This window comes from Chitinophaga sancti (genome assembly GCF_034424315.1).
GTDB classification, from domain to species: domain Bacteria; phylum Bacteroidota; class Bacteroidia; order Chitinophagales; family Chitinophagaceae; genus Chitinophaga; species Chitinophaga sancti.
In genome coordinates this window covers 1,859,554-1,886,135 of record NZ_CP139972.1, presented here as the reverse complement: position 1 = coordinate 1,886,135, position 26,582 = coordinate 1,859,554, and the positions used below count along the sequence as shown (strand labels likewise).

Sequence of the window (26,582 nt, the reverse complement as noted above, 5' to 3'; positions counted from 1 at the left end):
AAACAGATGGTATTTGGTCGCTTTCTCATAATTTTTTTTGTTCCTTGTAAGTTTTTGGAAATTTTTGCAACTAATAGGGAAAGTCAAATATAAAAAGTAATGGATGAAACACAATTTTTACAACTGATCGGCCAGCATCAGGGAATCATTCATAAAATATGCCGGCTTTACAGGGATAGGAAGGAGGATAGGGAGGACTTGTTCCAGGAGATCGTATTCCAGGTGTGGAAGTCGGTAGGGGCGTATAGTGGGAAATCTACGTTTGCTACCTGGCTGTACAAGGTGGCGCTGAGTACGGCGATTGCGGGGTATCGCAAGCGGGGGCCGCGTATTGTGTATACGGACGTATTGCCGGATAGGGCGGAGCTGAGGGATAACGCGGGGGAGGAGGTGTTTGAGGTGTTGCGGAAGTTGAGTGATGATGAGAAGGCGGTGATCACCTTGTACCTGGAGGGATTGAGTTATAAGGAGATTGGGGAGGTGATTGGTATTACGGAGAGTAATGTGGGGGTGAGGCTGAATAGGATCAAGGGGAAGGTGCAGTTGCTATTTAAAAAATGAGGGGGTTCACTAAAACATACTATTTATTAACTATTTAAAAAATGAGCTATGGAGGATTTGTTAGGTGCATGGCATAGCGTGAATACCACTTCAGCCATCCATGCGGGATTATTGCGTGAACGTCAGCATCCGGTATTAAAAAAGATCCGGAAGCAAATGGTGATAGAATTAATAGGATTTGTATTGTTCTTATCCGTATACTATAATTTCTTTGACGGTGCGCAAAAGCCGGTATACGCAAATGTACTTTTAATAACCGCGATGCTGGTAGTAATTGCTGTAAATATTGTTGGGTATGTGTTTGCAAAGCAGGGCGTGCCTGGAGAGAATGTTAGAGAATTATTGGAGAAGCATTTAATAAAGATGCGGATCTATGCAATCGTAAGCGTTTTTGCGAGAGCATTGATGATGACGGCATTTGTAGTGTTTTTTAAAGGCAATGTAATTGTAGTAGTGCTTTTTGTAGGGTTGTTTATGGCATTGGTGCGTTTGTGGGTAGTAAGGATCAGGAATTTAAAGACCGTTTATAAGAACTTTTGAAACCATAAGGCTTAGATTCAAAACCCGGAATATGATAAAATCGTTGAGCCGCTACCCTTTAGTGTTAGTTCCATTAACTTTTAGCGTCACCTGATGTGGTGCTTGTTTTTCACAAATGTGCATTTTGTGTTTGAGTGACGGAAGTTCTTTTGAAGTTTACAGAAACTATTTACATTAGCGCCGCGATTTTATCGCCCTATACCCAAACAGTAATCCTTCAAGGTTACCTATTAAATAAGACAAGCATCACTATATGAAATCGTTTTTATTGTTTCTATGCCTAATCCTTGCAATGACTGTCAAGGCCCAGTATTATAATGATATATTATCGTTTAATTATAACAGAGTAGCCTACAATGGATTTAAGATCAAAACAAACATCACCTACGCGAACGCTACAGCCATGCCATCTATCCTGATTGAAGGATATGACCTCGCGACAGGTACGCCATTAAATTTATCCCTGGCATGCTATGTTTATAATGGCTCTTTTGGCCGTACCACTGTCTCCTCTTACGGAGGTGTTACTCCTCCCATAAAAGTGGCCAATGAAAATGGGAAGATCTCTATCTTCATTGACTACAAAGGTGATTACGTCCGGTTTCATATACGCGCCTTCGCCCAGGGTGTAAGTGAAACAGCAGCTATGTTTACGGATTGGACCGTGGTTGACTCCACTTTTATACCTGGAGCGGGGAATGTATATGATGTTCCTTATACCAATAGATTTGAAGGAAATGTATATTTACCAGATAGCTCTGTAGCGACCTCACAGGGTCAATTAGGGATAGGAATCCTGAACCCCAAAGCGACACTGGATGTAGGTACTATGATACCAGATACCACCACAGCTATCCTGAGTCGCTTGAAAATTGGTAGTACAACCGGAGATGGTACTTTCCTGGGGGTACATGCTTATAATACTACCGCCAATGCCCCCATGTTTGGCATTTTGCAGAAATATTTCGGAAATATTAATAGTGGATTGATCTTCAATACGGGCGCTGCAAGAACAGGCGGATATCTGACTTTTCTTGTGAATGATGGTACTGAGAAAATGCGCCTGGATGCTAATGGAAACCTGGGAATAGGAACGACGGCTACCGGAACATTTAAACTGGCAGTAGCAGGTACGATAGGGGCCAGGAGATTGCAGATTACACAGTCTGGTTGGGCGGATTATGTGTTTGATAATGAATATCAGCTGCCTTCCCTGGCTGAAGTAGAAGACTATGTGAAGGTAAACAAACACCTGCCAGAAATCCCTTCAGAGAAAGAGGTGGTGACTAACGGGCTGGATGTGGGAGAGATGAATAGGATATTGGTGAAGAAGGTTGAGGAGCTGACCTTGTACCTAATTGAAGAACATAAGAAGAATATTGAAAATCAGGAACGGATAAAGAAGATGGAAGAAGAATTGGCTAAGATGAAGAAGGCGGTGCAATAAGGCAGCTCCCTTTTTAAAAATACCTTTTACTAGAACTCATTTCATAAACAGGTATTTTAAATTGATAATCAATACCTAAAGGGTAATTACGAAATGAGTTCTAAATATTTCCGACCTTTGTTCCGAAATGAACGGTTATCATAACATGAACAATTTCAATTACTACCTCTTCGACTACGACGGTACCATCTGCAACACCTTCCCAACCATCCACTTCGCCATGAGCCGGACTTTCGATAAAAGCGGCCTCCCGGCACCTGATGAATCAACCATGCTGGGCATTGTCAGTAAAGGAGGTGGGCTACACGATACCATCCGGCACCTGCATCCTGATGCCTCCCGCTTGAGTTTTGACGACGTGGAAGTAATTGCAGCCATCTACCGGCAGGAATACCAGGCATGTGAAACGAGATTAACCGTCCTGTTTGATGGGGCCGCCGAGGTTTTAAAGCAATTAAAACAAGCGGGTAAGACAGTCATCGTATTAAGCAATAAAGGGATCGGGGCTGTAGAAAGGTCTTTGAAGGCATTGAACCTCTCTGAAATGACTGACCTGGTGATTGCTGATGGCGCCTTCCCGGATTTAGCATTGAAGGCGAAACCAGATCCAATGATCTATGAGGAGTTCCTAAGCCAGCAATACAATATTAAAAATAAGCAAGAAGTATTAATGACAGGAGATACCCATGCGGATATACTCTTTGCCAACAATGCCGGTATACCATCCTGCTGGGCTGCCTATGGGTATGGGGTAAAGGAGACCTGCGAGGCTTTGAAGCCGACTTATACTATCCAGGAGATTTCCGAAATTATCAATATAAAATAGAAAATGTAACAAGGGCAGGAATCCAATGCCTGCCCTTGTTAAAATAGAATCCCATCGATCCTTATCAATTCTCATCGATTCCTTATTATATACCGTCAATCCCCTATCAATTCTTTATCAACTTCACACTCCCCACTCTCCAATACTGATTCCCCGATGTCATCGTCGCCACAAAACCCAGCGTCACCTCTTCCTCCTTATCCAATGTAAACCTAAACTCCACATTCGCACTCACATACCTGCTTGCCGGGAATGTACCATAACCTAAGGCATTACCAAGCCCACTCACATCCGGCAATGAACTACCCGCTGCCGCTACTATATACACCGGATCCAATGCCTCCGTATACAAGGCCGTCTGGAAAATATAATTCCCCGCAGGCAGCGTAGTCGTCTGCGAGATCTTGCCATTCACAATATTCGCCGTTCCACTCCAACCAGATTCCATTACCAGGAAACCGCCCGCATTTAACCATGTCTCTGAAGCATAGCCTCCATAGCCAGAATGATTCACCACATTCGCAGTCGTCACCCAGGGGGCCGCCAATGTACCCCATCTTCCACCATCATAAGTAGCCCGCAAAAAAGGACCTGTATTCTGTAAATACAAACTTGTTACATCTGCTTTTACAGGATGCGTTTCATAAGCCGTGTAGAAGGTATCAATTGCCGTTGCATTTGGCAGATAGGCCGTCTGGTAACTAATCACAGCACCTTTCTTAAAATTGGGCAGCCTGCTTTTCATATCCGTTAACACGGAAGCGAACACCGTATCGCGCGCTGCGCCATTACTATCCGTATATTTGATCCGCATACTCACCGTTCCCGCATCACTACTCACATCTGCCCAGGTAATCAGTGCTGCGCCATCATCCTGCATCTCTGCATTCGCAATGGCCCTGTTGCTCAGCGCACTCTGATACAGCTCTCCGTAGATATTCGCCGTCGCAGTAACGGGAATGGATATATTCCCATGTGCATCATAGGTCCTTACTTCAAAGCTCATCAAACCTTCCGGTAAAGAAGGTATGATCACTGAAGCAGTATCTACTCCGGTCGTCCGCACAACCGCTACCTCTGTTGAGTCCTGCCTGCTGTTCCAGAATACTTTGAATTTCGTGATCTTTGGATCAGAAGTAAACAACCCCCAGATCTGGGCCCTGCTCTTACCTGAAAAGGCTCTCACGGAATCCATTTTCCCAGGATAGACGATCGACCCGTTGGACATGTACTTATCCCTGTAATCATCCATTTTGGAGCAAGCCGCCAATAATGCCAGCATTGCTAATATGATAAACGCTTTTTGCATCGTAGTAGATTATTTTTATTAATTACCCCACAGCGTGAACTCTGCTATGTTTATAAAATATGAGCCCTGCCAGTTAGAAAGACTCCTGATTCTCACATACCGGTAAGCCGTCTGCAATGAAGGGAAATCAAACTGCCAGCCATTGTACGCCAGCGTTTGATCCGCTGTCGTTTCTGTTCCATAAGCTGATCCGGAAGGCTTGGTCACATGGCAGGTCACCAGTTTCGTCCAGGTCTGATCCAGTGCCCCACTTAAGCCAGGTGAATTGGATCCCCAGATCTCAAAATCCTTCACATTCCCTCTTACATAATATAAACTACCCGTTTCCTTATAAGGGTTCACCTGCATACGACTAAAGATGTGTGCCTTGCCCAGATCCAGTGTTACCATCTGTGATGAACTCGCCTGTTCTAATGTAAATAAACACTGTGGCCAGGTGGGATGCGCATTGCCATCATAGATATAAGCCACATCTGTACGTCCTCCATTATTCAGGATCTCCGCATCACCGGGTAATACATAATTACTCCATGCTGTTTTAGGCAGTAACTGTTCGAATATAGGCGTCAAGGTTTTATATAGCGTGTCGGAATAATTTAGCCACCTGTCTCTCACTACGAATGCATATTTCCGCTCTACTGCCGGTTGCTCTCTTACAGCACTTGTAATGACTGGACTATTGCTGTAGATATTCTCCATCCCGGTAGACTGCACCCATACACCCTGACCCGTAGAATCTACCAGTGGGATGATCGCGAGATTTTCCTCCGTAGGATTATCACAGGTCAGGTTAAATCCTCCAAATGTGGCTACCACTTTCAATGATCTTAGTGCCAGGTTAATCGGAGGCGTTAAGGGATTAACCGTAACCGTTACAGGTTCGGAAGCCACTTCACTGCCATTCACCGCATACAATTTGATGATATGCGGCAAGGTATCGCCAAAACCATCTACGGTGAGTGTGTTGACATAGTAAGACGCCTTTACTTCCCTGGAATGACCGGAAGACGTTTCGTATGTTGCCTTTACATAAGAAAGGTCTTCATTACCAGGAAGGGTATACGTCAGCGCGGCCTTACCATTCAGGTTCACCACCTTCACATTGCTGACAGCACCCGGCGCCCCACCGCTCTTAGAGACAGGTTTATGCAGATCATCCCGCGTACAGGATAAGGTGAAAATCAATAAAACCAGGATATATGATAACTTCATACAATTACTTTTTTACCAGTTAGGATTTTGAACCAGGTTCGGGTTTTTCAAAATATCATCCTCTTTTATCGGCCACAGATAATCACGGGGTGCTACAAAATGTCTTGCCAGGAAAGATACTTCCCGGTAATACAGCTCCGCTGTCTGCCCGCTCACGACCCAGCCGGTGACATTCCCGCTCAGCTCCTGTGCCGCCGTTTTCCAGCGTAGCAGATCCCAGAACCGATGCCCTTCAAAACACAATTCTATCGCACGTTCCCGCTGGATGATGGCCCGCATTCCTTCTTTGGTAGTATATTTATCCGGATTTTTACTGTATTGCGCCCAGGCGCTTTGCACCGTTTGCAAACCTGCTCTTGCCCTTACTTTATTGATGTATTCATACACATCGCCCCCCGGCCCCTGGGCTTCATTTAGGGCCTCCGCATATAATAAATACAAATCCGCTAACCGCATTTCAGGATAAGGATAAGAAGGATAGGTAAGGGTATTCCAGTCCATATGCCAGTTCACCGTTTTTTTCATATAGAACCCACAAACCGGCACGGGTGAGGACTGACTCAGCTCACTCCCTCTCGCCATGAGCCAGAAGGTGTTTTCATCGCTTTTAGACGGACTATTTGCCATGTACCATACTCCCCTGTCAAAACCGAGGTCAGCGTAATAACGGGGCTCCCTGTCGAAATTTAAACGGGCGGAGGTTTCCCCTTCCTTGATATTGAATCTTTCGTCGTGGTTCGCTACCCGCAATGTGGAGATGTTAGAAAAGTCCAGGGTTTTATCCTCATCGATAGGTACTCCATTCTTTGTATAGAACAGTTTCGCCATTTTGATGGTTGGCCCCATCAATGGATGCCCCGCCGTTTTGGAAGCCACTGCATTATCAAAATCGAATTGCCCGATACCACAACGTTGTAAGAAGGTACATGCCCAGGTGATATTGCTTGTACTCCCCCAGATCAGCTCACTGTTCCAGGGTTCACTCATAGCGTTGCGGATACTCATCTGTGTCATGGTGACATCACTCAGCGGAACAGTTTGCGCAGGAAAGGTATACAATTGAACTCCCTGAGCTGTTGCCAGATCTATCGCTTCCTTACAAGCCCTTGCTGCACGTTGCCATTTTTCAGCACTGTATGCAGGATTGAAAAGCGCCTGGCCATCCTTGTTTTTAAACGCAGTATAATCTGAGTTGCCATTGAACAAAGGACTGGCCGCCGTCACCAGCATTTTCGCTTTCAGTCCCAGTGCTGCCGGTTTTGTGATCCGCCCCAGTTCAGATGAAACGTTCATTATACTATTCGGCAAATGCAGGGTTGCCTCATCCAGCAGGTTCGCAATGTAATTCACCACGCTATCTACCGGCTGCCGCTTTACATAGGTTTCCTCAATCGGCACACTGATTGGCAGGTTCTTGTCAATGATAGGTATAGGCCCATAAGCCCTGAACATCAGGAAATGAAAGTATGCTTTCAATACCTGCACTTCGGAGACCCAGCGCTCGCGGGTATCAATATCAAGATCAGGTACCTTGCTCTGATCACTAACATTCTCCAGGAAAATATTACAGTCCCTGATCGCTTTATAACACGTTAATCCATCTCTGTCACCCGTCATGAAATTGGCAATAGGATTGGATATATTTTGATCTCCGTAAGGCATGCGCAGCACATTTGTAGACCTGATAGCACTGGTGGGGTCCAATACAAAGACCTCGTCACTGGCTGAAAGTCCTACATTATAGGTTGGATCGTAACCATTCGGCAAATAACCATAGCAGGTAAATAAGTATTTCTCAGCTTCTGTTTTCGAAGTAAATGCATTATCGATGGTAGCCACATTATCAGGTACCACATCCAGGAAGTTCTTCTTGCAGGATGTAGTGAGCAATGCTACCAATATGAACAAGCGAATATTTTTCATATAATTCTGTTCTTTTGTAAAAACTTAAAACCCTACACTTAATCCTGTGTTGAAAACCCTTTGAATAGGGTATCCCAGGCCGGAATCACCCATTTCCGGATCCCATATTTTGAAGGCGCTGATCGTAGCCAGGTTCTGGCCATTTACATAAAGCCTACCGCTGCTGAGGTGAAATTTTTTCAGGAGCTGCTCACTAAAATTGTACCCGATCTCTGCGGTCTTCAGGCGAAGAAATGAACCATTTCTTAACCACCAGGAGGAGGCCTGTGAATTATTTTCAGAAATGGCATTGTTCAGTCTTGGCCAGAATGCGTAAGAGTTCCTGTTGTCTTCTGACCAGTGGTCATCCGCTATCGCTTTTAGTAAGCCATTCTGATTACCGCCGTTGATGTAGAAAGGAGTAGTGTTCGCAGAATTGATCACAAAAGAGGACCTGCCTGAACCCTGGAATGCCGCACTGATATCAAAGTTTTTGTAGCCTACGGAAAAGAGCAGGCCATAGATCATTTCAGGTGTAGTGGGGAAACCAATAGGTACATAATCTGCATTGGAGATCGTACCATCGCCATTCACATCCCTGTATTTAATATCACCCGCCATGATACGGCCATATTGAATAGGAGAGTTGCTCACCTCAGCATCATCGACAAATAATTTTTCCGCTACCAGGCCATAGATCTGTCCAAGTGAATTACCCACTTTAGATAAATGCCCGTTGTTCTCCGCGTATTGCGGTTCTTCATTCACCAGGAGTTTGCTCTTTGCCAGGGTAAGTGTACCGCGGGCCTGTATCCATAAACTATGTTCGAATGTTTTCAGGTAGTTCATCATCAGGTCAATCCCTTTGCTGCTGGCCTTCCCGGAGTTTGCAGAGATATCAGCTTTCAAACCCATGGAGGATGGGATGGTACTTCTTACCATCAGGATGTTACTGCGCAATTGCCTGTAAGCATCTACCGTTACCGTCAGGTCCTTGAAGATGGTGAGGTCCATGCCAATGTTGGTCTGGCGGGAAAGTTCCCAGGTGATATCTTTATTCTCATAGCGGTTAATCGCTACCGTTGGCCTGCTGTAATTGAACTGTGTACCAAAATAACCGGTGGCACCACCGTTGAGATTTACATCAGACAAATAGAAGAAACGATCTGTTGAATTACCAATCTGATCATTCCCCACCAGGCCATATGTAAACCTGAATTTTAGCTGCTGTACTGTTTTGGAAAGTGGTTCAAAAAACTTCTCATTAGACACAATGTAACCTCCACCAATAGACGGAAAGAAACCAAAACGATGATTGGCTGCAAATCTTTCAGAGCCATTGAAACCGAAATTATATTCCAGTAGATAGCGGTTATCATAGCCATAGGTAAATCGCCCGGAAAGCCCCAGGTTCCTGGATGGGAGTGATAACTGGAGGGAGCTTGCATTGCCGGTGACATAGTTCCTGATAGTACCGATGAGCATACCTCCTACACTGTGTTTATCTTTAAAAGTCCTGGAGTAGTTCAGGGCAGTCTCAGCGTAGGTTGTACTGTTTACAATTTTATCACCGGGAGTATAGGTGAGGTATTCTGTAGGCGTAACACCTACACTACCCTGGCTACCGTCGTTGATGAGGGTGAGTCCTGTGAATTTACCCGCCAGGGTATTGGCGGTGTAATAATATGGGCTATACTGACGAGTGACTGCAAAATAAGCATAGCGTGTTGTATAAGCCATTACCCTTGCAGAGAGACCGGGTGTAATGGCATCCAGGTTTTGTTTTAAACTTAACTGTGCAGTAAGTGTGCTGGTGTTTGTGGCCTGAAATCCAGAGATCGATTTAGCATATGGATTTACATAGAGTGCACCACCACCAGGGATGATGGCATTCCCAAACAAGGGGTGTTTGACATAAGGCATCAGCTCAGCAGGATATACTGCCGGAAATGCTACCGGGTTACTCCAGATGGCATTATTAAATACCGCAGCACCGCCACCGATAGGACCATTGTAATCATCAAATTGACCTTTCAGGCTTACGAGTGCTTCTGTTGTTTTGGTAAGATTCAGGGTAACGTTTGATAACAATGAATAAGACCGCAACTTGATATTATTACTGAAATTATTCAGCTTGTTTTCCTTCAGAATACCATTGTCTATATTATAGGTCATAGCGAGGTAATACTTTGCTTTGTCGCTACCACCGCTGGCATTCACATTATAACGCTGGTTGTTCGTCCTGTTTTTTATCAGCTGCTTGATCCAGTTGTTATTAGGATATAAGAGGGGATCATCTCCGGCAGCGGTATGGTCTATTTTGTTCTGGGAATAGGGGAGTGCACTGAGCGGATTTCTTGTCAGTGCGGCTTCATTCGCCAGGTTCATATAGGTAATATTATCTGCCAGCGCAAAGTTCCGGGTATTAGAAGAGTTCGCATTTTCTACCCGGAAATTGAATTTCATCTTACCGATGGTACCTGTTTTTGTAGTTACCAGGATCACACCGTTCGCTCCTCTTGCACCATACAGTGCAGAAGCAGTGGCATCTTTAAGTACTGAAAAACCGGCGATATCATCTGGTTGTAGGCGGGCCAGGTCCCTGGAGGAAGATTCGATGTTATCAATAAGAATGAGTGGATCTACTTTCCCTGCGCCGAAAGTACCTACGCCCCTGATAAAGAACTGTGCATTGTCGGCACCCGGTTCACCGCTGCGCTGGTACGAGATGACCCCTGCAATTTTACCTGCCAGCATGGTGGTGAGGTTAGAAGTAGGGCCTTTCAGTTCTTTCGGGTTGATCGTCGTGATGGAACTGACCATACTCGTTTTCTTCTGGGTACCATAGGCCACCACCACCACATCCTTGATGGTATTGTCTTTGGGAGAGAGCATGATTTCAAATTCACTTTTCCCATTCAGGTTGATCTCCCGGGTTTCATAACCTACATATTGTACAAGCAGTACCTTGCTGCTGCCAGTCAGTTTCAGTTTAAAGAATCCACTCTGATCGGTAGTAGCCCCGGTGTTTGTGCCTTTCAGCATCACGGTGGCCATTGGCAGTGGGGCTTTGGTATCTTCAGCAATGACCTGACCTGTGATCACCTGTTCCTGTGTGGCAGGAGGATCTTTTGCAGGCGCTGTGCTGGCAACCGTTGCTGGTTTGTCTTCCTTCCGTATCAGGATGACGTTCTTCTTTATTTCATAGGCGAGCTTGCGTCCTTTCAATAAATCATCCAATACGGTGGTGACTTTGGCGTTGGTATAATTTACCTGGCCAATGATGTCGTTTTTAGGAATGTTGCCGCTGTAAAAAAAAGTAATGTCTGTTTGCTGTTCTATCGATTTAAATACCGCTTCCAGGGTCATGTTATTCCCTTTGATCGTTACAGTTGGCGGCGTGATGGTTTGTCCGCTCAAATGAGAATGCAGAAAGAGCAACAGTAGGGCAATAGTGGTTCGCTGCCAGGCAAAGGTTTTGCCGGCCGTTTTCATTAACGGGAAATGTCTCATGTTCCTTACTTAATTGTAGAATCTATATTGATGCGTCACGATACTAAGACGACAAGATTTGCAAACGGGTGAATGCCCAATAAAAAAAGTCAAAATATTTTATAAATGTCAAAATAACATTTATATTTATTCCAGACAATATCCCTTAGTAGCTTTTTTATCCGCGTTATACAATCAACCACTTAATTCTTTTTTATGCCTGAATATCCGGGAGATGATATTGTATTGCTCTTATTAAAAAATGGGGGCGCTGGCGACGCATTTGAGCTCATCTTTAAACAGTATTACCGATTGATGTGGACGAAGGCCTACCTGGGTACAGGAGACCCCAATGAGGCCGACGACCTCGTTCAGTCAGTGCTTTGCAGTATTTGGGAGAAGCAGTTGTATCATAACATAAAAGGTAATCTCAGGACCTACCTGCTCATCTCTGTTCGTAACCAGGTGAATGACTATCATAAGATCAGGTCGAGGATGCAAAAGCGTATTGAAAAGTATGCAGCGACAGTGGACCATTCGTGTTTCGAAGAATCGAAGCAGGGTGCTGTCGTGAATGAACATTTCCAGGAGCAATTACATGAGTTGCTGCGCGAATTTCCCACACAGCGTCAGCGGGCGTTTAACCTGGTGTATCTGCAACATAAGAAATACCATGAGGTGGCAGATAACATGGGCATTAGTGTGAACTCACTGAAAACGCATTTGAAGATTGCAGTGAAAACATTGCGTAATAAGCTGGATTTGCCATTTTCAGAATAATCTATAAGACTGTACAAATGATACCATATATAGAACAATTGATGTTGGAGAAACTTTCCGGGTGTATTTCGGCGGAGGATGATGCGGAGCTGTTGCAGATGATGGAAGCGCATCAGGAATTGAAAGTAGTCTATAAAGGATTGGAGGAGCGCTTAGGAGAGCCAGTGGCACAGGAGTACCTGGCACATCTGGATGAAGATGCATTGTGGGAACAAAGAAAGTACCATTTCAAAAAACGCAGATCCAACAAGTGGCTGTATGCAGCCGCGGTGTTCATATTATTAGTCAGCTCTTCCCTGTTTTATTTTTTGCATTTGCCTGTCGCAAAACCATTGGCAGCTAAGGGCATTGTTTTGCAACTCGCCAATGGGCAACAAATAGATCTTTCGGATACGACAAAGAAAGGAACATTAAAAGTAGGTACTACTGAAATTCATGTGTCAGGTAAATCCCTTACCTATGATAACGGCGCAGGCGGTGCCGAAACAGTGATGAATGTACTGCGCGTTCCGGCAGGTAAAGATTACAAGCTGGTACTGGCAGATGGTACGGAGGTATGGATGAATGCAAAATCAGAGATCCGCTTCCCGATGGCTTTCAATGCAGGAAAGAGGGAAGTGACCATAAGCGGGGAAGCTTTTTTCTCTGTGAAGAAAGATCCTGCACGGCCTTTTATTGTGCATGCAGGAGAGGTGTCAGTAGATGTACTGGGTACTACTTTTAATATCAATGCTTATGGCAGTCCGCGCATTGCACTGGCTTCCGGTAAGGTGGTAGTGAAAGGGAGTAACAGTGATAAAGCAGTAGCCCTGAGCCCTGGATTCGAAGCAACCTATAGCCAGCACCTTTTCAGTATAGCAACTTTTGATGAGCGCAATACACTGGGCTGGATGAGCGGGAAGTATTATTTCAGGCATGCTACACTAAAAGAAATAGGGGCCGTCATCAACAGGTGGTTTGATATCGAAGTCGTTTTTGAAAATAGTGCAGCGGAGCACCTGGACCTTACAGGGATACTTACCAGGCAGGATGGTCTGAATGATTTTTTGGATAACCTGGAAAAAACAACCGGCATTCAATATGAATATAAAAATGGCATATTAAGGTTCAGGTAGCTTCCTGTCAAACGGACATTTAAAGTGAGCGCCCCTGTTTTTATTCCAAAATAGTTCATTTTCGCCTCTTTATTGATCATTATCACCATCTCTTATGATTTAAAGCACGTTTTATCCTTTGCGCTCATAATACCTTCACATATTATGAAAACAAATCAGGATATTACCTTATCGCCTGATCTGCAAAGCCACAGCGCTGGCACTGGACCTACAAGGACACAACATCCTGTATACGCCAATTTGCTGCCACCCTGTAACCAAACCTGCCCAGCAGGCGAAAACATCCAGGGATGGCTCTCGCTGGCTCAGGCTGGCAGTTATGAAGCTGCCTGGCGCACGATCATGGAAGACAATCCATTTCCCGCCGTCATGGGCAGGGTATGCTATCACACCTGCGAGGTACAATGTAACCGTTCGCAAATTGACAGTGCTGTCAACATCCACGCTGTAGAAAGATTTTTGGGAGATGAAGCCCTGAAGCAGGGCTGGACCATCGATAAGGCGCCGCCTACGGGCAAGCGTGTGCTCATCGTTGGGGCAGGGCCAGCAGGCCTTTCAGCTGCCTATCATTTAGTGCGAAAAGGACATACGGTAGAAATACATGAAGCAGGACCCATTGCAGGCGGTATGATGCACTTTGGCATCCCCGCTTACCGTTTACCCCGCCATGAACTGGACCAGGAGGTAGCGCGTATCAGTAATATGGGCGTGACTGTAAAATACAATCATAAAGTAGAAAACCTGCTGCTCGAAAAAGAGCAGGGGAAATTTGATGCTGTTTTTCTTGCAATCGGTTCTAACCTCTCTAAGAAAGTAGATCTCCCTGCAAAGGATGCCTTTAAAATGATGGATGCACTTGCTTTTCTGAAGCAGGTAGAAGATGGCAACGTACCCAAACTTGGCCGTCGTGTAGCAATCTATGGTGGTGGTAATACTGCGATGGATGCTGCCCGTACAGCAAAAAGGCTGGGTGTGGAAGATACCATGATTATTTATCGTCGTGACAGGGCCAATATGAGTGCACATGATTTCGAAGCGCAGGAAGCTTTGGAAGAAGGTGTAAACATACACTGGCTGCGTTCCATTAAATCAGTGGAAGGCATGACAATGACGGTAGAAGTGATGGAGCTGAAAGATGGCAAACCTTACCCTACAGGTCAGTTTGAAACACTGGAAGCAGATAGTCTGATCATGGCCCTGGGCCAGGAAGCAGATACTGGGTTCCTGAAAAATATACCTGGTATTACATTCACACCGGATGATAATGTTTGTGTAGACAGCAGTATGATGACTGGTTATGCGGGCATTTTTGCGGGTGGTGATATGGTACCTGGTCAAAGAAACGTGACCACAGCTATCGGTCATGGTAAAAAGACCGCGCGTAATATAGACGCTTTCCTGAATGATGAGGTGTATACACCATCTGCTAAACCTCCGGTGATAGGTTATGAAAAACTGCATCGCTGGTATCGCACTTATGCGCCACAGGGTGAGCAGGCTATGAAGCCTGCAGCAGAACGCATTGGTGGATTTGATGAAGTAAAGTACGGTCTGCAGGAAAACGAAGTATTGTTTGAAGCCCGGAGATGTCTGTCCTGTGGTAATTGTTTTGAGTGCGATGGTTGCTTTGGTGCCTGTCCGCAAAAAGCAATCACAAAGCTCGGCCCCGGCAATGGCTATTCCTTCAATTATGATATTTGCACCGGTTGCGCAGTATGTAGCGAGCAGTGTTCCTGCCATGCTATCGAAATGGTGCCCGGACCGTAAATCAACCACTACTATGTCACAAGAGATTACACCTGTTATAGCAACACTGGACGGCAATGAAGCCGTGGCCTATATCGCTTATCGCGTTAATGAAGTATGTGCAATTTATCCGATCACGCCTTCTTCTACCATGTCTGAACTGGCAGATGAATGGGCTGCTGCAGGATTAAAAAATATCTGGGGCCAGGTGCCGGACGTAATAGAGATGCAAAGTGAAGGTGGTGCTGCCGGTGTGGTGCATGGCTCTTTGCAGGCTGGCGCTTTGACTACTACATTTACAGCATCACAGGGTTTGATGCTGATGTTGCCTAATATGTACAAGATAGCCGGAGAGCTGACCTGTGCTGTGTTTCATGTGGCTGCAAGGTCACTCGCTGCGCAGGCTTTGTCCATCTTCGGCGATCATAGTGATGTGATGGCAGCCCGTACCACTGGTTTTGCCATGCTCGCTTCTGCTTCTGTACAGGAGGCGCATGACCTGGCACTCATTAGCCAGGCAGCTACCCTCAAAGCACGCATTCCTTTCATGCACTTCTTCGATGGATTCCGTACTTCGCATGAAATCAATAAAATTAAACTGATCCCTGACGCACAGATCAAAAGTATGATCAGTGATGAGCTGGTGAACGAACATCGTTTTCGCAGCCTGAATCCTGATCGTCCTTTTATCAGAGGTACTGCGCAGAACCCGGATGTATATTTCCAGGGCAGGGAAACGGTGAATCCTTTTTATGCAGCAGCACCGGGTATTGTGGAAGATGCCATGAACCAGTTCGCAGCCCTGACGGGTCGTCAGTACAAACTGTTTGAATATTATGGTCATGAGAAAGCAGAAAGAGTTGCTGTTGTAATGGGTTCCGGTGGTGAGGTACTGAAAGAAACAGTACGGGTGCTGCTGGAAGCCGGTGAAAAAGTAGGGGTGGTGCTGGTGAGATTATTCCGCCCATTCTCTGCTGAACATTTATTAAACGCATTACCTGCTACGGTTGAGAAAATCGTAGTACTGGATCGTACAAAAGAACCCGGTGCTTCCGGCGAACCTTTGTACCAGGATGTGGTTACTTATCTCTGCCAGGCGTATTCAGAAGGCCGTTTGGAAAAACTGCCCCGTATTATTGGCGGCAGATATGGTTTGTCTTCCAAAGAGTTTACACCAGCAATGGCGAAAGCTGTATTGGATGAACTGAAGAAAGCCACACCCAAACATGGTTTTACGATTGGTATCAATGATGATGTGACGCATACCAGCCTCAGTTTTGATCCATCTTTCCACCTGGAACCGAAAGACAGGGTATGTGCTTTGTTTTACGGATTAGGTGCGGATGGTACTGTGGGTGCGAATAAGAATAGTATTAAAATCATTGGTGAAGAAACGGATCTGTATGCGCAGGGATATTTTGTATACGATTCCCGTAAGTCAGGTACGATGACTGTTTCACACTTACGATTTGGTAAGGATCCTATTCTGGCCCCATGGCTGGTAGACAAGGCAGATTTTATTGCGTGTCACAAATACAACTTTATCAGTAAAACGGATATGTTGCAAAGTGCGCGGCCTGGTGCTACCTTCCTGCTGAATAGTCCGTATCCTGCCGGTGAAGTATGGGATCATCTGCCACGTGCTGTACAGGAACAACTGATAGAGAAACAAATGAAGCTGTATGTGATCGATGCTTCCAAGGTGGCAATAGCCGCTGGTATGGGGCAGCGTATCAATACGATTATGCAGACCTGTTTCTTTGCATTGTCCAATGTATTGCCGGCTGATGAAGCGATAGAGCAGATCAAGAAATTCATTTATAAATCTTACAAGTCAAAAGGTGAAGCCATCGTACAAAAGAACTACCGTGCGGTAGATGATACGCTGGAACACCTGTTACGTGTGGAATTGCCTGCGAAGGCTACCAGTACATTGCCAATGGATGCAGGTATACCTGCGGAAGCACCTGCCTTTGTACAGGATGTAACGGCGATGTTGCTGGAAGGAAAGGGTGACCTGATACCGGTGAGCAAGATGCCGATAGATGGTACTTACCCCAGCGGTACTACGAAATGGGAGAAAAGGAATATTGCAGATGTGGTGCCTGTATGGGAATCAGACAGCTGTATCCAGTGTGGTAACTGTAGTTTTGTGTGCCCGCATAGTGTGATCCGTTCCAAATTCTATCATGAAAGCTACCTGGAGAAAGCGCCGGAAGGGTTCCCTTCAGCGCCGATCAATGCCCGGGGTTTCCCTGAAACACGGTATACATTGCAGGTATATCTTGAAGATTGTACGGGTTGTAAATTGTGTGTACAGGCTTGTCCTGCGGTAGATATCAAAGATGCCAGCCGCAAGGCGATCAACATGGCACCGAAACCATCCCTGGTGGAGGGCCGTGAGCAGATCCGCTTCTTTGAAAGTATGCCGGTGAACAATCGTGCAGAGCTGGATTTCTCAACGGTGAGAGGGGCGCAGTTCCTGGAACCTTTGTTTGAGTTTTCCGGTGCATGTTCCGGTTGTGGAGAAACACCTTACGTGAAATTACTGACACAGTTGTTCGGCGATAGATTACTGGTAGCGAATGCAACGGGTTGTTCATCTATTTATGGTGGTAACCTGCCTACTACACCCTGGTCTGTGAACAAGGATAATCGTGGTCCGGCATGGTCTAATTCTCTCTTTGAAGATAATGCGGAGTTTGGATTAGGCATGCGTGTAGCAGCAGATAAGCAGTTTTCAATCGCACATGCATTGCTGGTATCACTGCAAGCGGAGCTGAATGATGATGGCCTGGTAGAAGGATTGCTGCATGCGCCGCAACAACTGGAATCACAGATCCTGGAACAAAGGAACAGGGTAGCTGTGCTGAAAGATAAATTGCAGGCATTGCGTGGAAATACGCTGGCCGCGCAGTTGATGGCGGTAGCAGATCATTTGGTGAAGAGAAGTGTGTGGTTGTTGGGTGGTGATGGATGGGCATATGATATTGGTTCATCAGGTCTGGATCACGTGTTGTCTACAGGACGTAATGTAAATATACTGGTGCTGGATACAGAGGTGTATTCCAATACTGGTGGACAGATGTCCAAGGCAACGCCAACGGCGGCTATTGCTAAGTTTGCAGCAGCTGGTAAGAAGGTGGGTAAGAAAGATCTGGCCATGCAGGCAATCTCTTATGGGAATGTATATGTAGCGCAGATTGCGATGGGTGCGAACCCGCAGCAAACTTTACTGGCAATGCGTGAGGCAGAAGCTTATAAAGGACCTTCACTGATCCTGGCATATAGTCACTGTATAGCGCATGGTATAGATATGGAGAAAGGATTGACGCAGCAACAGTTGGCGGTGTCCAGTGGATATTGGCCTTTGATCAGGTATAATCCGGCATTGCGGGAGGCGGGTAAGAATCCTTTTGTATTGGATTCTCCAAGGCCGGCGGTGAAGTTTGCGGACTATGCTTATAATGAGACGAGGTACAAGGCGCTGGCGGCAGCGAATCCGACTGAGGCGAAGCGATTGATGGGATTGGCGCAGGAGCTGGTGGATCTGCGGTATAAGAGTTATGAGAACATGGCGACCTGGAAGGCGGAAGAGTTTACGCCGGTAGCGTAGCCGAATTAATAATGTTTGGTGGGAGCTTTCAATTTATTTGAAAGCTCCTTTTTATTTTATACTCTTTTAATAGACAAGTTTGTAAATCACCTCTTCCACCTCCGCCTGCCTTGCATTAGCAAACCCCTTATCCGTACCCACTTTTACAAATCCACATTTCTCCAACACTCTCTGAGAACCAATATTATCAAAAGCCGCTCTACCAAAGATCGGCCTGGTACTCACCTCGTTGAGCAATTGCCTGAGTGCTGCAGTGGCAATCCCCTGCCCCCAATATGCCTTGTCGATCCAGTAAGTGACCTCTGCATCTCCATGCATCACAAACTTCGCAATACTACCTGTAATCACATCATTGACGAGGATGGTGCACATATGAATAGTAGGGTCATCGACGAATTTTGCATATTTAGTCAGATAGGCCTCCCTATCGCCTGGGTCTTTAGCGGTAAAAGCGGCTAAATAATTTGCTTCCTGATCCAGCTGAAAGGTAAAAAAGTGGGCTAAGTCGGATATGATAGTTTTTCTTAATTGGATAACCGGGGGCATGTTGTTCCTTTTCGCGAATATATCCATTTTATAATAAGACATGCGCTTGCCGTCTTCAGTGCGAACCTTATTCATCTATTACACTAACGGAGTACTAATACACCACGATAAGGTCACTTCAATATCGATTGGATATTGAAGTGACCTTATCGTGTACTTATAGTGAACCGATAATGCCCTTATCCAAGTATATCCGGGTCGAAGAAAGGAGCCTGATTCTCCCGTAAATAGTGGGATATAAGATCCTGTACATCAGACAGGTCACCTGACAGTAGTTTCCTTTCTCCCTGACCCTCATCATTCAGTACATAGAAGTATTGCGGTACTTTTATACCATTACACGTGCGATTATGGAAAAAATTCCTCTTGTTTATTCCTGCTCGGGTTGTTCCAGTGCTGCGCAAATGGCTAATTACCTGGCGATTCAACTGGACAGACAGGGTATAGCTGAAATGTCCTGCATTGCAGGAGTGGGCGGAAATGTAAAGAAACTGGTCAAAACGGCCCTGAGTGGCAGAAAGATCATCGCCATAGATGGCTGCCCCCTGGCTTGTACCAAAGCATGCCTGGCTAATCACTCCCTGCAACCTGACCTGGAGATGGACCTATCCCGTATGGGTGTGTCCAAAAGACAGCATGAGGATTTTGACCAGGAACAGGCGAATGTAATTCTGGAAGCGTTAAAAAAATCAATCAATGGAGAAGCCTACACCCATTAAGCGAAGTAAAGCATTTATACAACTTTCCAAAGATCACCACTTTGGCTTATTACTGGTTTGGAAAATAAGGCAGGACCTGGCGAAAGTAAGTCCCGCAGATAAGATCAGCAAATATGTAATTGAGTTTTTCGATGATGAACTGGAGGCGCATTTTAAAGAGGAAGAAGATTATTTGTTTAGTAAGCTGGATGCTGCAGACCCATTGCGTGAGCAGGCTGAAGGGGAGCACAGGGCGATCTGTAACCTGATTGCATCGATCAAAAGAACTACGACAGATAAGGCCCTGCTTCAGCAGTTTGGAGATCTGCTGGAGGCACATATCCGTTTTGAAGAGAGAACGCTTTTTAATTATATGCAGGAACATATGAGTGCAGCAGACCAGGAGCAATTGTTACAACACACCAACAGAAGAAAGAACTGAACATGATCATTCATCAAAATACAAAAATAGGTGCCATCTTAAAACATCACCCGGCGTCGCTGGATGCTATCGTTAGCATTTCACCGAAATTTGAGAAACTGCGCAATCCCATCCTGAGAAAACTCATGGCTGGCCGTGCAACCATTGCTATGGCCAGTAAGATTGGAGGCTGCCAGGTAACTGATTTTTATACGAAACTAGCTCCGCTGGGATTTGAAATTGATCCTGCTATACCTGCTAATGCAGCAGAAGAACAGGAACTGCCTGCGTTTATTCAATCGTTAGATGAGGAACAGGTAGTGGTACTCGATGTGCGCCCTGTTATTGCTGCAGGAGAAGATCCGTTGAGTCTCATCCTGCAAACAATCAAAACGATCCAGGCCGGGCAGGTTTTAAAAATAGTCAACACATTCGAACCAACGCCTTTAATGATCTTATTGAAGAAACAGGGTTTTGAGGCATATGCAGACCACATCGAAGAGGACCTGGTAGAAACCTGGTTTTATAAAAATGCTGACATCAATATAAAAGTGCAGGCGGGTAACTGGGAGGAAGCATTGAAAAGATTTGAAAACAAATTGCAAACAATTGATGTGCGTGCATTGCAGATGCCCTTGCCAATGCATACCATCCTGGAGAGCCTGGATACCTTGCCGGAAGATAAGGCCTTGTTTGTCTATCATAAACGGATCCCGGTATTTCTGTTACCCGAACTGGCGCAGCGTGGATTTGAGTACAGGGCAAAGGAGCTTGCAAGTGATGAAGTACACCTATTAATTTTCAGGAACTGATGAGTGATGTTATTTACACCACTACCCATCGCGTGGTGGTACCATTTTATGTATACGCGGGGCTTGCATTTCTCATCGCTACCCTCATGTTGTTTACCAGTTCCGGGGAGTTTTCGGGCCACTACTTCCAGCCGCATATCCTGGCTATTACACATACGATGGCGCTGGGATGGGGTACCATGATTATTTTGGGGGCAAGTCACCAGTTATTGCCGGTATTGATTGAGGGGGAATTGTATAGTGTTAAGCTGGCTTACCTGGCGTTTGTATTTACGGGAATTGGTATTGTGTTGTTAGTATGGGCCTTTTATATTTTTGATATGGGTTGGCCGGCAAAGTATGGTGCATTGCTGATCAATGCGGGTGTGTTGGTGTTTTTTGTGAATGTAGTGATGAGCATTGTAAAGACGAAGAAGGAAAATATACAGGCGATCTTTATGCTTACAGCTACGGGTTGGCTTGTTTTTACTACGCTGATAGGTGGTTTACTGATCTGTAATTTTACGGAGAATTTACTGCCGGATGGTTCACTGCATTATCTTTCCCTGCATGCACATGTAGGGATAGCAGGATGGTTTTTACTGTTGGTGATTGGAGTAGGTTCACGCCTGATCCCCATGTTCCTGATCTCTAAATACGAGCATCCCCGTATACTATGGAGTAGCTACGGCCTGATCAATGGTGGACTGATTGCGTTTATTTTTATTTTCCTGAAAGATGCGCCGCTGGTGTTTTATATGATTCCTGTAGTGTGTGTGGCACTGGCCATTGTGTTGTTTGGAATCTATTGCAGGAAGGCTTACCACGTAAGGATCCGCAGACAGATAGACGAAGAAATGAAGATCTCCCTGCTCGCTGTAATGATGATGGTATTGCCACTGGTCTTTTTGATTGCGGTCATCGTCACGCTTATCTCTTTTTCTACAGATGTACACCTGGTGCTGGCTTATGGTTTTACGATTTTCTTTGGGTGGTTGACGGCCATTATTTTAGGTATGACTTTTAAGACGTTGCCATTTATTATCTGGAACAAGGTATATCATGCCAGGGCGGGAACAGGGGCGACACCATCCCCGAAAGAACTCTTTAGCAGTAAGCTTTTTAATAGTATGGCCCTTTGTTTTATAATTGGATTTTTTGTTTTTGCGGCAGGTATTGTTATTCCAAATGGATTGGCGATGAAGACAGGTGCGCTGTTATTATTGCTGTGTGCTTTTCTTTATAATGCGAACGTTTTTAAATTACTCTTTCATAAAGACATTATGCTATGATCGCGCATACGGAAAAAGCCATTGAAGCGCTTGCTGCGTTGCGATGGGTATTTGATCCTGAAGTAGGATTGAATGTGGTAGATATGGGTTTGATCTATGAACTCAGTGTGGATGAAGATGCAAAGAAGATATTGGTGCTAATGACTTTGAGTACACAGTATTGTCCGATGGGGCAGTCAATCGTAGATTCAGTGAAAAGCAGGCTGGAATTGTCCTACCCGGAGTATGTTATTGAGATAACAGTGACGTTTGAACCGGCATGGAGTATGGAAATGATATCAGCAGAAGGTCAGGAATTTTTAAACAGGTAATCTGATGCTTAGCTTCACATGTAAGATGGCTATTAAGGCGGCAATTTATTTGTCGTCCAGACATAATAGCGGGGAGAATGCGGGTATTAAAGAAATTGCGGAGTGTATAGGTGCCAGTGAGCATACGGTGGGCAAGATGCTGCAGGTATTGGTAAAGCAAGGGGTGATCAGGAGTATGAAAGGGCCGGCAGGTGGGTTTTATATTTCCGGGGAGCAGATGAAACAGCCGGTCATGGCTATTGTGGATGCGATAGATGGCAGACAGGTGTTTAAGGAGTGTGGACTGGGCCTGAGTAAGTGTTCGGCTACGCGACCCTGTCCGATCCACCATGAATATAAGGTAGCGAGGGAGCTGGTAGAACAGTTATTTAATACGAAGCGGATCGAAGATTTACGTGAGCCGGTAAATAGCGGAGTGGCGTACCTGATAGGGTAGTAGTTAAAATATCATTTAATTGAGTATTTTTGCCCTTTCAGATTATTGCACGTAAACAAGGACCCATGCGCACTTTATTGAAACCTATATGTCTATTGTTATTTCCTATTGCCAGCTTCGGACAAAAAACCATTTTTCCCGGCAGCCCGGACATCAACACTTCCCGCTTAAAATCCGAAAGAACATTGTTCACTATCTATTATGTAAAAGGTACAACCTGGACGAATAAGGGTACTTATACAAATGATGTAACAATTCTTGGGAATGAGCTGAAACTGGTGACCGACTACAAGGATGAAAAAAATGAGCGGTATAAAAAACGAACCTCTGTAGCCAATGCAACAACACTGGAACCACTGAGCTATAAGTCAGAAGGAACTAAAAGTATACTGGAGCTGAGTTTTGGAGCCAATATCACCGGCAAAAATCATTTCCTGAATGGCGATAAGGACAAGCAGATCTCCATGAAACCCGCTGGTAAATTTGTCGATTTCAATGTAGCTGAATTGCTCTTTACCACCTTGCCCCTGGATGTAGGTTACAAGGCAACGATCCGTGAATTTTACTACGTTAATAACCCGGATAGTATATTATCCAACTACATCATTAAAGATGTAAAAAGCTATATCCATCGCTCTCCTAAAACAGGGAATCACGAAACCTGGCTGGTAAGTGTATTGGAGGAGGAAAGCGGTGCTGTTTACACCTACATCATAGATAAAAAAGATCACCGCATCTGGCAGCGTGAAATGCCTGCCGGAGGGGGGATAACGGAAGTATGTGTAAATGAGGAACTGGATTATCAGCCCATCGCTGCCAGGTTTGACAAGGAATTGTCTTTGCAGCAATTAGAGAAAGGAAACAGCGTAATCACAGGTACTGCTTTTGCCAGGGATCATGGCAGGAGCAAGGTAGCTGTGGTGAACATTAACAGGGCGCAGTATGCACCCAAAGGCACAGTTGTGTCTATCATTCCTAATTCAGACTACCTGGAAGAATGGAAGGCGGTCAATAAGAAGATCGCCAAAAAGAATAAGTTGCCGCAGGTACCGATCGATCCAAATGTATCGGATTGTATCAGGAAGACGACTGTGTATGATGATAAAGGGCATTTTGAGTTTACAAACCTGATGCCGGGTGAGTATATATTGATCACCACTTTTGGTTATACGCATCAGTACTCTTACAGTTATTATGCAGGAACTTCCTACCTGATGCATCCGAGTGGGGCAGTGTTGTCATCTAATAATGTTTATAATACAGCCAATGCATCAACCGGGGCGACTGCCGAAATAGAGATGAAAGTAAGGATCCGTAAAGATGGAGATAAGGTGGATGTAGACCTGAAGGATGTACGGTGATAAAGTTTGTATAGTCGTTGCCGGGAGCTTGTATCATTGCTATTGATACAAGCTTTTTTTATGGGGCTTTGTAAGATTGAAATCATATAGTAAAACCCTGATCAGGCCGGACTTTAGGATGGCCTGTACGCAGTTTTTTCGCGCAGGATAATATTTTATGACGCATTATGTAGCCGTCTCCTTTGCTAAACCCAAGGTCTTTCCTTGTGTTCCTGCCAGGGGCGCACTGTGTTTTAGGAAAGCAGTTATATACATTCCCGGAAGGCTGGTATTTTGCGGTTTCAAAGGAATCGTTTGAATGAAGTGTACTGCCTGCAATCACGTCATGGAAAGGAAAGTTATAGTTGTATTACATAATTGATGCGGTGCTGCTGCTAGAAAATACAAAGTAGTTGGTATTTGCGAAATAATATAATTGCTGGAACTTCGTACATTCAATTATCAACCAACCCCAATCGTATGTTAGAAAATACCGGACGTGTTTCATTCCTCTTTTATGGTTTGTTCATTATTATCACTGTCGTTGCGATGGTGGTGGCTTACCGTGTTATCTTAAAAGGGAAGATCCCGACGGATAAGCTGGAAAAAATGATTGAGTTGTTTAAGTACGCAATTGTGACGGTGGCCATAGGCACGGTTACATTGATTGTGTCGGATCTGTTTAAGGAACGGGAGCAGGATGTAAAGGAGATAGAATATTTTGGTAAGTATGTGGATGAGGTGGAGAACGTGGATGGTATTGCCAAGCGGTTTTTGTTATCGAGGTATTTCTCTGTCGTTGCGCCGAGTGGGCCATTGCAGGAGGCCTGGAGAGCGTATTATGATACGACTAAGATTGAATATGAGAAGTATTTACAGGATAAAAAGGAACAGGCCGTGCTGGATACTTTGCCCAAACTGACACCTGCACAGGAGCAGAAAAAGGCGGAACTGGATATGCGGATAGAGCAATTGGAGGCGCCTTTGGCATCGACTGTTAAGACGATACCTCAGACGGTGTATATACAGATTGCGGATGAGGATCAGCGAAAGCGGGGGAATGATTTAAGAGCGAATTTGAATGGAGGAGGTTTTAACGCACCGGGAGTGGAGAATGTGGGTAGGAAGGGATTGTATATACCAGGTAGTACGGAAGTGAGGTATTATGGGGAGGATGACCTGGCGGGGGCATTGCGTTTGATAACTGAGTTGAAGGCGATGAACCTGGGATTGAAGATAAAGGATGATCCTGTGAAGGTGAAGAAGGGGAAGGTGGGAACGTATGAGATCTGGTTTTCAAGGTCGTAGATATAGGCTCGCTCTCAGAGCGGTTTTTTTATGGCTGTTCGTTTCGCGCTTTTTATATTACTTTGCTGTTTTAATTATCTATGGCGCTCATTAATTTTAGATTGAAACATCCGGATCTTATTGTTCCATGGGGTGATGCTCCGGATACCAGTATGGATTGGTTTGGATTGACGGAAGGAGAATATTGGCTGGATCTTAAGAAGGCGACTCTATACGAGTATACGGATGAAATATTGAGGGGTGATCATGATACTCGTTATGTAGAATTTCAAATAGCCCGTTTGATAGAAGACTGGACAGGTATCTTTGCATCTATTGCGGAAGCTGTTCCGGATGGCTTTTATTCAATAGCTAATAGTTGTAGTTATTTGTACAGGTTTTATGGTGCGGTGCAGCAGCTGCAGGATCGTTTAACGGCAGATGCAGCAGAGGATGTGCAAGCGAAATATGACCGTTATGACAAGGCGATAGATTGGATTTATAACAGAACCTTGTTGGCTCCGCATTTGACATGTGCGCCGGGGCTTAGTTTTTTCAGGAATGGAGATAAGCTGGCGCTGGTATGGAAAGCTGATCACCGGGTGGAGAGTAATATTCCTGTATGGACAGCAAAGAATGGGGAAATTGAACTGCCGTATGAGGTGTTCGTCAGGGAAATGGAGGAATTTGGTGAGCGCTTTTTTAGTGCGATGGATGAGCAGGTGCAATTGGCGGTAGAGAAGGATTGGGGGAATACTAAAATCAATAGCGCGCGATTGGTAAAGGAGCAGCAGGAGAGAAGGGCGGCGTTTCAGAAAAAGGTGGCAGTGTTGAAAGAGGAGGTGATGAATCCAACGGATTGGAAATTGGTAAATGCGGTGATAACAGAAATGTTTAGTTAGGGGTTTGCATAA

At 45.1% G+C, this 26,582-nt stretch carries 22 protein-coding genes; 17 read left to right on the top strand and 5 right to left on the bottom strand.

Going from position 1 to position 26,582, the window contains the following annotated elements:
* Positions 1-99 precede the first annotated feature (99 nt).
* From U0033_RS07160 to U0033_RS07145, 4 genes are all read left to right on the top strand, one after another.
* Entirely contained in the window at positions 100-561 is a 462-nt protein-coding gene (locus tag U0033_RS07160; protein ID WP_072362488.1) for an RNA polymerase sigma factor, read from the top strand.
* Positions 562-609: 48 nt separating this feature from the next.
* Positions 610-1,101 carry a hypothetical protein gene (locus U0033_RS07155; protein ID WP_072362489.1) on the top strand — a complete coding sequence of 164 codons (492 nt, stop codon included), beginning with the start codon at positions 610-612 and terminating at the stop codon, positions 1,099-1,101.
* A 292-nt stretch (positions 1,102-1,393) separates the two neighbouring features.
* Complete coding sequence (locus tag U0033_RS07150) at positions 1,394-2,548, top strand: hypothetical protein (protein ID WP_072362490.1); 1,155 nt, start codon at positions 1,394-1,396, stop codon at positions 2,546-2,548.
* A gap of 145 nt (positions 2,549-2,693) precedes the next feature.
* The gene (locus U0033_RS07145) at positions 2,694-3,374 is read left to right on the top strand and encodes an HAD family hydrolase (protein ID WP_177318623.1); all 681 of its coding nucleotides are present in this window, start codon (positions 2,694-2,696) and stop codon (positions 3,372-3,374) included.
* Positions 3,375-3,480: 106 nt separating this feature from the next.
* Here U0033_RS07145 and U0033_RS07140 read toward each other — a convergent pair whose 3' ends face one another.
* From U0033_RS07140 to U0033_RS07125, 4 genes are read right to left on the bottom strand one after another with little or no spacing between them, the layout of a single operon-like run.
* A complete protein-coding gene (locus U0033_RS07140; protein WP_072362492.1) occupies positions 3,481-4,683 on the bottom strand; it encodes a DUF4998 domain-containing protein in 1,203 nt (400 codons plus the stop codon).
* 18 nt (positions 4,684-4,701) lie between these two features.
* A complete protein-coding gene (locus U0033_RS07135) occupies positions 4,702-5,895 on the bottom strand; it encodes a DUF5000 domain-containing lipoprotein (protein WP_072362493.1) in 1,194 nt (397 codons plus the stop codon).
* 12 nt (positions 5,896-5,907) lie between these two features.
* On the bottom strand, positions 5,908-7,818 hold the full coding sequence (locus U0033_RS07130) for a RagB/SusD family nutrient uptake outer membrane protein (protein ID WP_072362494.1): 1,911 nt from the start codon (positions 7,816-7,818) through the stop codon (positions 5,908-5,910).
* 24 nt (positions 7,819-7,842) lie between these two features.
* Complete coding sequence (locus U0033_RS07125) at positions 7,843-11,310, bottom strand: SusC/RagA family TonB-linked outer membrane protein (RefSeq protein WP_245801790.1); 3,468 nt, start codon at positions 11,308-11,310, stop codon at positions 7,843-7,845.
* 195 nt (positions 11,311-11,505) lie between these two features.
* On the opposite strand from U0033_RS07125, the gene U0033_RS07120 reads away from it, so the two are divergent.
* The 4 genes from U0033_RS07120 (at position 11,506) to nifJ (ending at position 18,546) form a co-directional block, all read left to right on the top strand.
* Complete coding sequence (locus U0033_RS07120; RefSeq protein ID WP_072362495.1) at positions 11,506-12,069, top strand: RNA polymerase sigma factor; 564 nt, start codon at positions 11,506-11,508, stop codon at positions 12,067-12,069.
* Positions 12,070-12,086: 17 nt separating this feature from the next.
* Entirely contained in the window at positions 12,087-13,184 is a 1,098-nt protein-coding gene (locus tag U0033_RS07115) for a FecR family protein (protein ID WP_072362496.1), read from the top strand.
* 144 nt (positions 13,185-13,328) lie between these two features.
* Entirely contained in the window at positions 13,329-14,951 is a 1,623-nt protein-coding gene (locus tag U0033_RS07110) for an NAD(P)-binding protein (protein ID WP_072362497.1), read from the top strand.
* Between the two features lie 13 nt (positions 14,952-14,964).
* A complete protein-coding gene (gene nifJ, locus U0033_RS07105; RefSeq protein ID WP_072362498.1) occupies positions 14,965-18,546 on the top strand; it encodes a pyruvate:ferredoxin (flavodoxin) oxidoreductase in 3,582 nt (1,193 codons plus the stop codon).
* A 66-nt stretch (positions 18,547-18,612) separates the two neighbouring features.
* Here nifJ and U0033_RS07100 read toward each other — a convergent pair whose 3' ends face one another.
* Complete coding sequence (locus U0033_RS07100; protein WP_245801791.1) at positions 18,613-19,167, bottom strand: GNAT family N-acetyltransferase; 555 nt, start codon at positions 19,165-19,167, stop codon at positions 18,613-18,615.
* A gap of 275 nt (positions 19,168-19,442) precedes the next feature.
* Between U0033_RS07100 and U0033_RS07095 the strand changes: the two genes are divergently transcribed.
* The 9 genes from U0033_RS07095 (at position 19,443) to U0033_RS07055 (ending at position 26,570) form a co-directional block, all read left to right on the top strand.
* Complete coding sequence (locus U0033_RS07095; RefSeq protein WP_072362499.1) at positions 19,443-19,811, top strand: putative zinc-binding protein; 369 nt, start codon at positions 19,443-19,445, stop codon at positions 19,809-19,811.
* Positions 19,789-20,232 carry a hemerythrin domain-containing protein gene (locus U0033_RS07090; RefSeq protein WP_072362500.1) on the top strand — a complete coding sequence of 148 codons (444 nt, stop codon included), beginning with the start codon at positions 19,789-19,791 and terminating at the stop codon, positions 20,230-20,232. The genes U0033_RS07095 and U0033_RS07090 overlap by 23 nt, the downstream gene beginning before the upstream one ends.
* Positions 20,233-20,234: 2 nt before the next feature.
* Positions 20,235-21,023, top strand: coding sequence for a DUF2249 domain-containing protein (locus U0033_RS07085; RefSeq protein ID WP_072362501.1), 789 nt, complete (start codon positions 20,235-20,237; stop codon positions 21,021-21,023).
* On the top strand, positions 21,023-22,294 hold the full coding sequence (locus U0033_RS07080; RefSeq protein ID WP_072362502.1) for a heme-copper oxidase family protein: 1,272 nt from the start codon (positions 21,023-21,025) through the stop codon (positions 22,292-22,294). Before U0033_RS07085 ends, U0033_RS07080 begins: the two co-directional genes overlap by 1 nt.
* Positions 22,291-22,605 carry a metal-sulfur cluster assembly factor gene (locus tag U0033_RS07075; RefSeq protein ID WP_072362503.1) on the top strand — a complete coding sequence of 105 codons (315 nt, stop codon included), beginning with the start codon at positions 22,291-22,293 and terminating at the stop codon, positions 22,603-22,605. Before U0033_RS07080 ends, U0033_RS07075 begins: the two co-directional genes overlap by 4 nt.
* 4 nt (positions 22,606-22,609) lie before the next feature.
* Positions 22,610-23,041 (top strand): RrF2 family transcriptional regulator, encoded by a 432-nt coding sequence (locus tag U0033_RS07070; RefSeq protein WP_072362504.1) that lies wholly within the window; start codon positions 22,610-22,612, stop codon positions 23,039-23,041.
* A gap of 65 nt (positions 23,042-23,106) precedes the next feature.
* Positions 23,107-24,402, top strand: coding sequence for a DUF3108 domain-containing protein (locus tag U0033_RS07065; RefSeq protein WP_072362505.1), 1,296 nt, complete (start codon positions 23,107-23,109; stop codon positions 24,400-24,402).
* Positions 24,403-24,861: 459 nt separating this feature from the next.
* The gene (locus U0033_RS07060; protein ID WP_072362507.1) at positions 24,862-25,689 is read left to right on the top strand and encodes a hypothetical protein; all 828 of its coding nucleotides are present in this window, start codon (positions 24,862-24,864) and stop codon (positions 25,687-25,689) included.
* A gap of 80 nt (positions 25,690-25,769) precedes the next feature.
* Positions 25,770-26,570: a DUF5984 family protein gene (locus tag U0033_RS07055; RefSeq protein WP_072362508.1), complete on the top strand. Its 801-nt coding sequence runs from the start codon at positions 25,770-25,772 to the stop codon at positions 26,568-26,570.
* Positions 26,571-26,582: the final 12 nt, after the last annotated feature.

Bases quoted from the DNA above. Each gene is read 5' to 3' on its own strand.
- U0033_RS07160 (WP_072362488.1), top strand. From the start codon at position 100: ATGGATGAAACACAATTTTTACAACTGATCGGCCAGCATCAGGGAATC.
- U0033_RS07155 (WP_072362489.1), top strand. From the start codon at position 610: ATGGAGGATTTGTTAGGTGCATGGCATAGCGTGAATACCACTTCAGCC.
- U0033_RS07150 (WP_072362490.1), top strand. From the start codon at position 1,394: ATGACTGTCAAGGCCCAGTATTATAATGATATATTATCGTTTAATTAT.
- U0033_RS07145 (WP_177318623.1), top strand. From the start codon at position 2,694: ATGAACAATTTCAATTACTACCTCTTCGACTACGACGGTACCATCTGC.
- U0033_RS07140 (WP_072362492.1), bottom strand. From the start codon at position 4,683: ATGCAAAAAGCGTTTATCATATTAGCAATGCTGGCATTATTGGCGGCT.
- U0033_RS07135 (WP_072362493.1), bottom strand. From the start codon at position 5,895: ATGAAGTTATCATATATCCTGGTTTTATTGATTTTCACCTTATCCTGT.
- U0033_RS07130 (WP_072362494.1), bottom strand. From the start codon at position 7,818: ATGAAAAATATTCGCTTGTTCATATTGGTAGCATTGCTCACTACATCC.
- U0033_RS07125 (WP_245801790.1), bottom strand. From the start codon at position 11,310: ATGAGACATTTCCCGTTAATGAAAACGGCCGGCAAAACCTTTGCCTGG.
- U0033_RS07120 (WP_072362495.1), top strand. From the start codon at position 11,506: ATGCCTGAATATCCGGGAGATGATATTGTATTGCTCTTATTAAAAAAT.
- U0033_RS07115 (WP_072362496.1), top strand. From the start codon at position 12,087: ATGATACCATATATAGAACAATTGATGTTGGAGAAACTTTCCGGGTGT.
- U0033_RS07110 (WP_072362497.1), top strand. From the start codon at position 13,329: ATGAAAACAAATCAGGATATTACCTTATCGCCTGATCTGCAAAGCCAC.
- nifJ (WP_072362498.1), top strand. From the start codon at position 14,965: ATGTCACAAGAGATTACACCTGTTATAGCAACACTGGACGGCAATGAA.
- U0033_RS07100 (WP_245801791.1), bottom strand. From the start codon at position 19,167: ATGAATAAGGTTCGCACTGAAGACGGCAAGCGCATGTCTTATTATAAA.
- U0033_RS07095 (WP_072362499.1), top strand. From the start codon at position 19,443: ATGGAAAAAATTCCTCTTGTTTATTCCTGCTCGGGTTGTTCCAGTGCT.
- U0033_RS07090 (WP_072362500.1), top strand. From the start codon at position 19,789: ATGGAGAAGCCTACACCCATTAAGCGAAGTAAAGCATTTATACAACTT.
- U0033_RS07085 (WP_072362501.1), top strand. From the start codon at position 20,235: ATGATCATTCATCAAAATACAAAAATAGGTGCCATCTTAAAACATCAC.
- U0033_RS07080 (WP_072362502.1), top strand. From the start codon at position 21,023: ATGAGTGATGTTATTTACACCACTACCCATCGCGTGGTGGTACCATTT.
- U0033_RS07075 (WP_072362503.1), top strand. From the start codon at position 22,291: ATGATCGCGCATACGGAAAAAGCCATTGAAGCGCTTGCTGCGTTGCGA.
- U0033_RS07070 (WP_072362504.1), top strand. From the start codon at position 22,610: ATGCTTAGCTTCACATGTAAGATGGCTATTAAGGCGGCAATTTATTTG.
- U0033_RS07065 (WP_072362505.1), top strand. From the start codon at position 23,107: ATGCGCACTTTATTGAAACCTATATGTCTATTGTTATTTCCTATTGCC.
- U0033_RS07060 (WP_072362507.1), top strand. From the start codon at position 24,862: ATGTTAGAAAATACCGGACGTGTTTCATTCCTCTTTTATGGTTTGTTC.
- U0033_RS07055 (WP_072362508.1), top strand. From the start codon at position 25,770: ATGGCGCTCATTAATTTTAGATTGAAACATCCGGATCTTATTGTTCCA.